6 protein-coding genes are annotated in these 5,293 nt (G+C 44.2%); 2 read left to right on the forward strand and 4 right to left on the reverse strand.

Annotated features, from left to right (window positions below):
• Positions 1-160: 160 nt before the first annotated feature.
• Positions 161-607: a hypothetical protein gene (locus tag BOW51_RS08855; protein WP_078477409.1), complete on the reverse strand. Its 447-nt coding sequence runs from the start codon at positions 605-607 to the stop codon at positions 161-163.
• Positions 608-616: 9 nt separating this feature from the next.
• Positions 617-931 carry a hypothetical protein gene (locus BOW51_RS08860; RefSeq protein ID WP_078477410.1) on the reverse strand — a complete coding sequence of 105 codons (315 nt, stop codon included), beginning with the start codon at positions 929-931 and terminating at the stop codon, positions 617-619.
• A 481-nt stretch (positions 932-1,412) separates the two neighbouring features.
• On the opposite strand from BOW51_RS08860, the gene BOW51_RS08865 reads away from it, so the two are divergent.
• The gene (locus tag BOW51_RS08865; protein WP_078477411.1) at positions 1,413-2,243 is read left to right on the forward strand and encodes a hypothetical protein; all 831 of its coding nucleotides are present in this window, start codon (positions 1,413-1,415) and stop codon (positions 2,241-2,243) included.
• Positions 2,244-2,309: 66 nt separating this feature from the next.
• Positions 2,310-3,830, forward strand: coding sequence for a Fic family protein (locus BOW51_RS08870; RefSeq protein ID WP_078477412.1), 1,521 nt, complete (start codon positions 2,310-2,312; stop codon positions 3,828-3,830).
• A gap of 243 nt (positions 3,831-4,073) precedes the next feature.
• Here BOW51_RS08870 and BOW51_RS08875 read toward each other — a convergent pair whose 3' ends face one another.
• The gene (locus BOW51_RS08875; RefSeq protein ID WP_078477413.1) at positions 4,074-4,430 is read right to left on the reverse strand and encodes a hypothetical protein; all 357 of its coding nucleotides are present in this window, start codon (positions 4,428-4,430) and stop codon (positions 4,074-4,076) included.
• Positions 4,431-4,445: 15 nt separating this feature from the next.
• Complete coding sequence (locus BOW51_RS11220; protein WP_167367294.1) at positions 4,446-4,613, reverse strand: hypothetical protein; 168 nt, start codon at positions 4,611-4,613, stop codon at positions 4,446-4,448.
• Positions 4,614-5,293 lie beyond the last annotated feature (680 nt).

Here is a 5,293-nt window from a genome sequence, read left to right on the forward strand (position 1 = left end):
GAATGAGTATAATTCTCTTATGCATAAAGACAAATTGATTCTCCTAATGCTTTGCATAAGCATTCATTTGCCTTTCATACATGGTGGAATAACCGGCAGAACGCCATCAAATCCCTTCTACATTCTATCTATCAAGACTATCAGATCGGCACTGTCGCTCTCAACTGCTCAGCGGGATGATTTTTGCCTTTTGGCGGGGAACCGACTGGCGTGCTGAACGGTACCTCTTCAACTCAGGCCCTAGCAAGCCGATAATGCGTTGTTTGAAAAGACTCTCTGCATCAGGGCTGTAACAGACAATGCGGCATGGCACCGGCGCGGTAACCGAATCTCTTTGCGAAGGGGAAAAGGAGTCCATTGCCAGCTTGATCACCCTACCCCCTTCATCGCCTGAATAGAGGTACTCGCCGTTGCCATCGACAAAAAACACTTCATTCTTATCTATTACTGCGAGGAATTGCATCTCACGTAATGCAATGAAGAGTGTCTGCCCGTCGCTGTCACGGCGAATCAGTGTTAACAGGTTGTAAATTTCAGCCGGAAGCATCCAGTCAAAATGACTGATCTCATCTGGTCGAAAAAAAGTTTGTGAAACAAAGTAAGGCACAACCCTTCCCTAGCGATTCTCCTCGTCCATGATATCCAGCTCCGGATCCCAGCCATTGGCTCGCGCATATTCAACAGCGGCATCGTAGATCTGCTGATGCTTCTCACGCAATTCAGGGGGCAGCAGGGAAACCAGGTGACCATAGGGCTCCCACGCTTTTGTAACCTTGTCATAGAGTGCCTGTATCTGACCGGCGTTCCAGCCCTCACAAGTTTGTGATTCGGGAAGAAGACCGAATACCCACGCATCACGAATCAGGGTTCCTGTTGGCGTCATGCCACCATTGATATCATTTTCAAGGCCAACATAAGTTTTCTGCGGCATCTCTCTTTTCCATCGTGCATCAATTGAATACTCTCCAGTATAACCAATCTTTAGACCCGGGGTCGAATCAGTCTTGCCGTTATGCTCACGCCGACTATTAATAGATGCACTTCCTGGCCAGGCTGGCTCAACTCTCTGCGTGTAGGAATATTCCTACAAATATTTCAGAATTTTCCGACTATCCAGAAAAAAGCCCGGACGTATACTTTTACTCAAGATATTAAACGGAGTGTCAGGATGACACGCCGGTTGAAAGGAAGGGTTCTCTCTTCCAGTGCGCAGGATGCGCCGCAGCCGGGATTAATATTCCAGGAGCCAGGATGGCACCCGCTTTTCGTCCCAGGAACGGAACTCCAGGGACACAGGTTGTGTGACAGGGAGCGTCACGATAACTCAGGACGAGTAACAACCAGATTGTGCAGGGATGGCACAACTGCAACAGCCGGCTTTTTGCCGGCTTTTGTTGTTATGAGAGAAAGTAATGAAAAAACACACAACCCTTCTAGGCTTATGCATGGTGCTCTTCAGCACCGACACACTTGCTCTCTCACCGATACAGCCCGAACAACCTGTTCCAATACCTTTCCACAAAGACGGGAAAGTGACCTGGGATTATCCATACAGATTTCAACCTGATAACCGGGAAGAATGGAAGAACGCTGTCGAAATGGATCCTTTGAACTGGTTCTTTGGTAGCGACCCCCTGAGAAAAGATTCAAAACTGTTATATGAACTGGTCAAATCCAATCCCCGCCTGTTTGAAATCCTGCCAGATAGCTACTACACCAATGAACTTATTGAGCATTATTCGAAGAACAGTGACAAGAGAAGCCTGGAACTGAAATCAAAGGCGATTTTTCGCTCGATGCCAGATCATAGCGCCAAGCCATCCCATACTGATATAGATGTAGCTAACGGATACTATTACGGCATTCGAAAGCTGGCCGAAGCAACACCAGGCAAGCACTATATAATTCTTGAAGAGCAATATGAATGGTACCTCATCAGAAAAGGCCACACCTATCAAGGGACAGAAGATGAGCAAATGAGCAGCTTTGAGATGCTTACCAATCCTATGGGCTTATCCTATGAAGATTATGACTTAAATCGAGATGATTACTGGGTGCATAAGAGCCACGTCAAGCTTGTGCCGTTCCATCTAAAAGTAAAGGAAGAATTATTAACTTTCATTAATTACTCAAACGGTGACACTGACGCCGGCTCTCTTTATGAAGTTACAAGAGATACACCTGAAGGTCCGGTAGTTGAACGTCTGTTTTTCAGTGAAAAACCTAAAAATAACTTGACGTAATCACCTAAATATGACAATACTTAATAACCTAAGTATAGAAAGGCGTAAAAACCTAAAAATCAAGCAATGGCTACACCTTCTGAAAAATTAGCCCAATCACTGGATGTCCTTAAAAGTCTACAGGATCGAGGCATTGTTGCCATCCGAACCGGCAGCATGACCAGAACACACAGGGAGAGGTTGCTAAAGAGCGGATTTATCCAAGAAGTCATGAAAGGCTGGTATATCCCTACTCGCCCAGATGAACCTTCTGGCGAAAGCACAGCCTGGTATGCTTCCTTCTGGAGCTTTGTTGCTGATTATCTATCTGAACGGTTTGGACAGGAATGGTGCCTTTCACCAGAACAATCAATAGCGATTCACGTAGGCAACTGGACAGTGCCAAAACAGCTATTGGTGCGAACGCCCAAAGGCGGTAACAAACCAACCAAGCTTCTGCACAATACCTCTATATTTGATCTACGACTGGATATTTCTGCAAAAGAGATAGAAGAAAATGAAGGTCTTCGCATCATGAGTCTGCCAACGGCGTTGATTGCCTGCACTCCTGCGCAATATACAAATCACCCGGTTGAAATGCGCGCAGCACTTTCGAGTATTTCTGATGCATCAGATATTTTACGCAACCTACTCTCAGGCAACCATAGCACCATTGCAGGGAGACTAGCGGGCGCCTTACGCAATATCGGTCGTGAGCAACTCGCCGATACCATTGTTGAGACAATGAAAAGCGCTGGCTACACCATCAATGAGAATGACCCATTTGAGGAAAGGTCCACTATTCACTTTAGTACAAGAGAAGTGTCACCCTATGTTAATCGCCTAAAAATCATGTGGGAGACCTTCAGAAAGCCCATTCTGAAAGATTTCCCTACCCCTCCCGAACCGATCACTGATATTGATACCTATCTTCAGAAACTAGATGAAATTTTTGTTACTGACGCCTACCACTCTTTATCAATTGAAGGATATAGAGTCAGCGAGGAATTGATTGAGCATGTACGTGGAGGCAATTGGAATCCGGATAGTACACCAGTAGATCGTGAACACCATAACGCTCTGGCCGCGCGCGGTTACTGGCAGGCATTTCAAGCCGTCAAAGACAGCGTTAGAAAAGTACTAGATAAAGAGAATGCGGGCGAAATCGCCAAAAGTGACCACGGCACATGGTATCGCGAATTATTTGGCCCAAGTGTAGTAGCCGGCATCATAGAGGCTGCCGATCTGGCTGGTTATCGCAATCGTCCTGTTTATATTCGCAAGTCCATGCATACTCCGCCCAACTGGGAATCAGTACGAGAACTCACTCCCACATTTTTTGAGCTGCTAGAAAATGAAGAAAATGCCCAAGTCCGGGTAGTACTCGGACACTTCATATTTGTTTACATCCATCCCTATGTCGATGGGAATGGCCGAATGGGGCGTTTTCTGATGAATCTTATGCTGGCATCAGGTGGTTATAACTGGCTAGTTATTCCGGTAGAAAGGAGAAATGAATATATGAGTGCGTTAGAAGCAGCAAGTGTTCATCAAGATATAAAACCATTTACTCACTATCTCGCAGAGCTTGTCGACACAACAACATAAAGTTCGAGACCGGATTACAATGACGAAAGGCCGCATGAGAGTATGGACGATTTACCACCCAGCGCGTACCGACAGAAACTGGAAAACTCTAATTTAGCCTGGAACTAAAACAGGGAGGTTTACATATGCACCAGACCCAATCCCAACCGCCCATCCAAAGAGTTAAACGTGATCTGTCCCGGCTTTTCTGTGAGGTTACCTGAGACTGATTGCTTTTTCTAAACGTGGTCTACCCCAGTTTATTTATTGTAGTTGTTTCCCTCTTCGAATTTTATATCTATATAATTCAATATGGCCGTATAACATACCAGATTTAATCAGTGCAGCCGCGTAATCACCATAATGAAATAAATCATAGTAAATTAATACCCCTACTGACAAAACGCCAACTGCTATCGCAGTGATAAAAATTATAGATATCACTCTATTACCAAGAAAACTAACTGAAGTAACGACAATCACCCCTGTAATTACAGCTAATAATGCAGCAGCGATGACTATCTGAGATAGTCTGGAATTGAACCAGAGAAGACCAAAAGCTAGCATAGCTGCAATTATTGATACTAAATACCTAGGGGCTTTAGGCGGTGTTTTATCCATGATCTCTAGATCTCCTTATTCACAGCCACATGCAGCATTTTGAGCATCATCGTATGGACCACCGCCAAAAATAACCACCGCAGAATAATATCCCACATTTCCTGCTGTAAACAAAAGCAATAAATCACAATCCCTCTTGGAAGCACCACATGTTGCATAACATAGACCAATGGGGTCAGACACGATTGATCCTTTTCGATTGTTGATATTCCTTGGAACGCCTATCCCCTCCTCTTCCTTTTGGTTCTGCCTGTCGTTTTGTCAATTCTTCAATACGCGCCTTAAAACGATATCAATCGTGTCTGACCCCGTTGATCGTGTTGTGGTCTGTCCCGGTTTATTATTTACAATACCCATTTAAAAACACACCCCAACTCCCTCAGCCTCTTTAGATATATGCTCTTAAAATAAATCACACCTGGAATTGGTGATACGACACACAATATCAAAAAGCACGTCATATAAAGCATATCCGTATTAAATAATTCCTCAAAGGTATCAACAAATCCAAGACCAAATAGCAATGGAGAGACTAATACACTCGCAAGAAATACATCAGCAATGGAAGCAAATAATGTTTTCAGTAATTCGCCCTTTTTACTAATGCGGAAATACATCTTGGCATAGATGTAAAAACCCACTATCTGCATGATGGATAATGTAATAAAATACATTGCCGTGTATATCCATATCATCATTCTATAACCCTAATCAAAACAGCCACATTCAGAAAGTGGGGTGACATTTGATGCCTGACCATACGAAGCGAGCCTGTAGATAATTCTGTGTAACTGCCCTGTTCAAATATGGTCAATGAGTCGATCTTCAAACTCGATCATAAAACGATTTAACGCTGCTTTCCA

The sequence above is a fragment of the Solemya elarraichensis gill symbiont genome, assembly GCF_002021095.1.
Lineage (GTDB): Bacteria > Pseudomonadota > Gammaproteobacteria > Chromatiales > Chromatiaceae.

Coding starts and splice junctions, on each gene's coding strand:
- BOW51_RS08860 (WP_078477410.1), bottom strand. CDS start 931: ATGCCGCAGAAAACTTATGTTGGCCTTGAAAATGATATCAATGGTGGC.
- BOW51_RS08865 (WP_078477411.1), top strand. CDS start 1,413: ATGAAAAAACACACAACCCTTCTAGGCTTATGCATGGTGCTCTTCAGC.
- BOW51_RS08870 (WP_078477412.1), top strand. CDS start 2,310: ATGGCTACACCTTCTGAAAAATTAGCCCAATCACTGGATGTCCTTAAA.
- BOW51_RS08875 (WP_078477413.1), bottom strand. CDS start 4,430: ATGGATAAAACACCGCCTAAAGCCCCTAGGTATTTAGTATCAATAATT.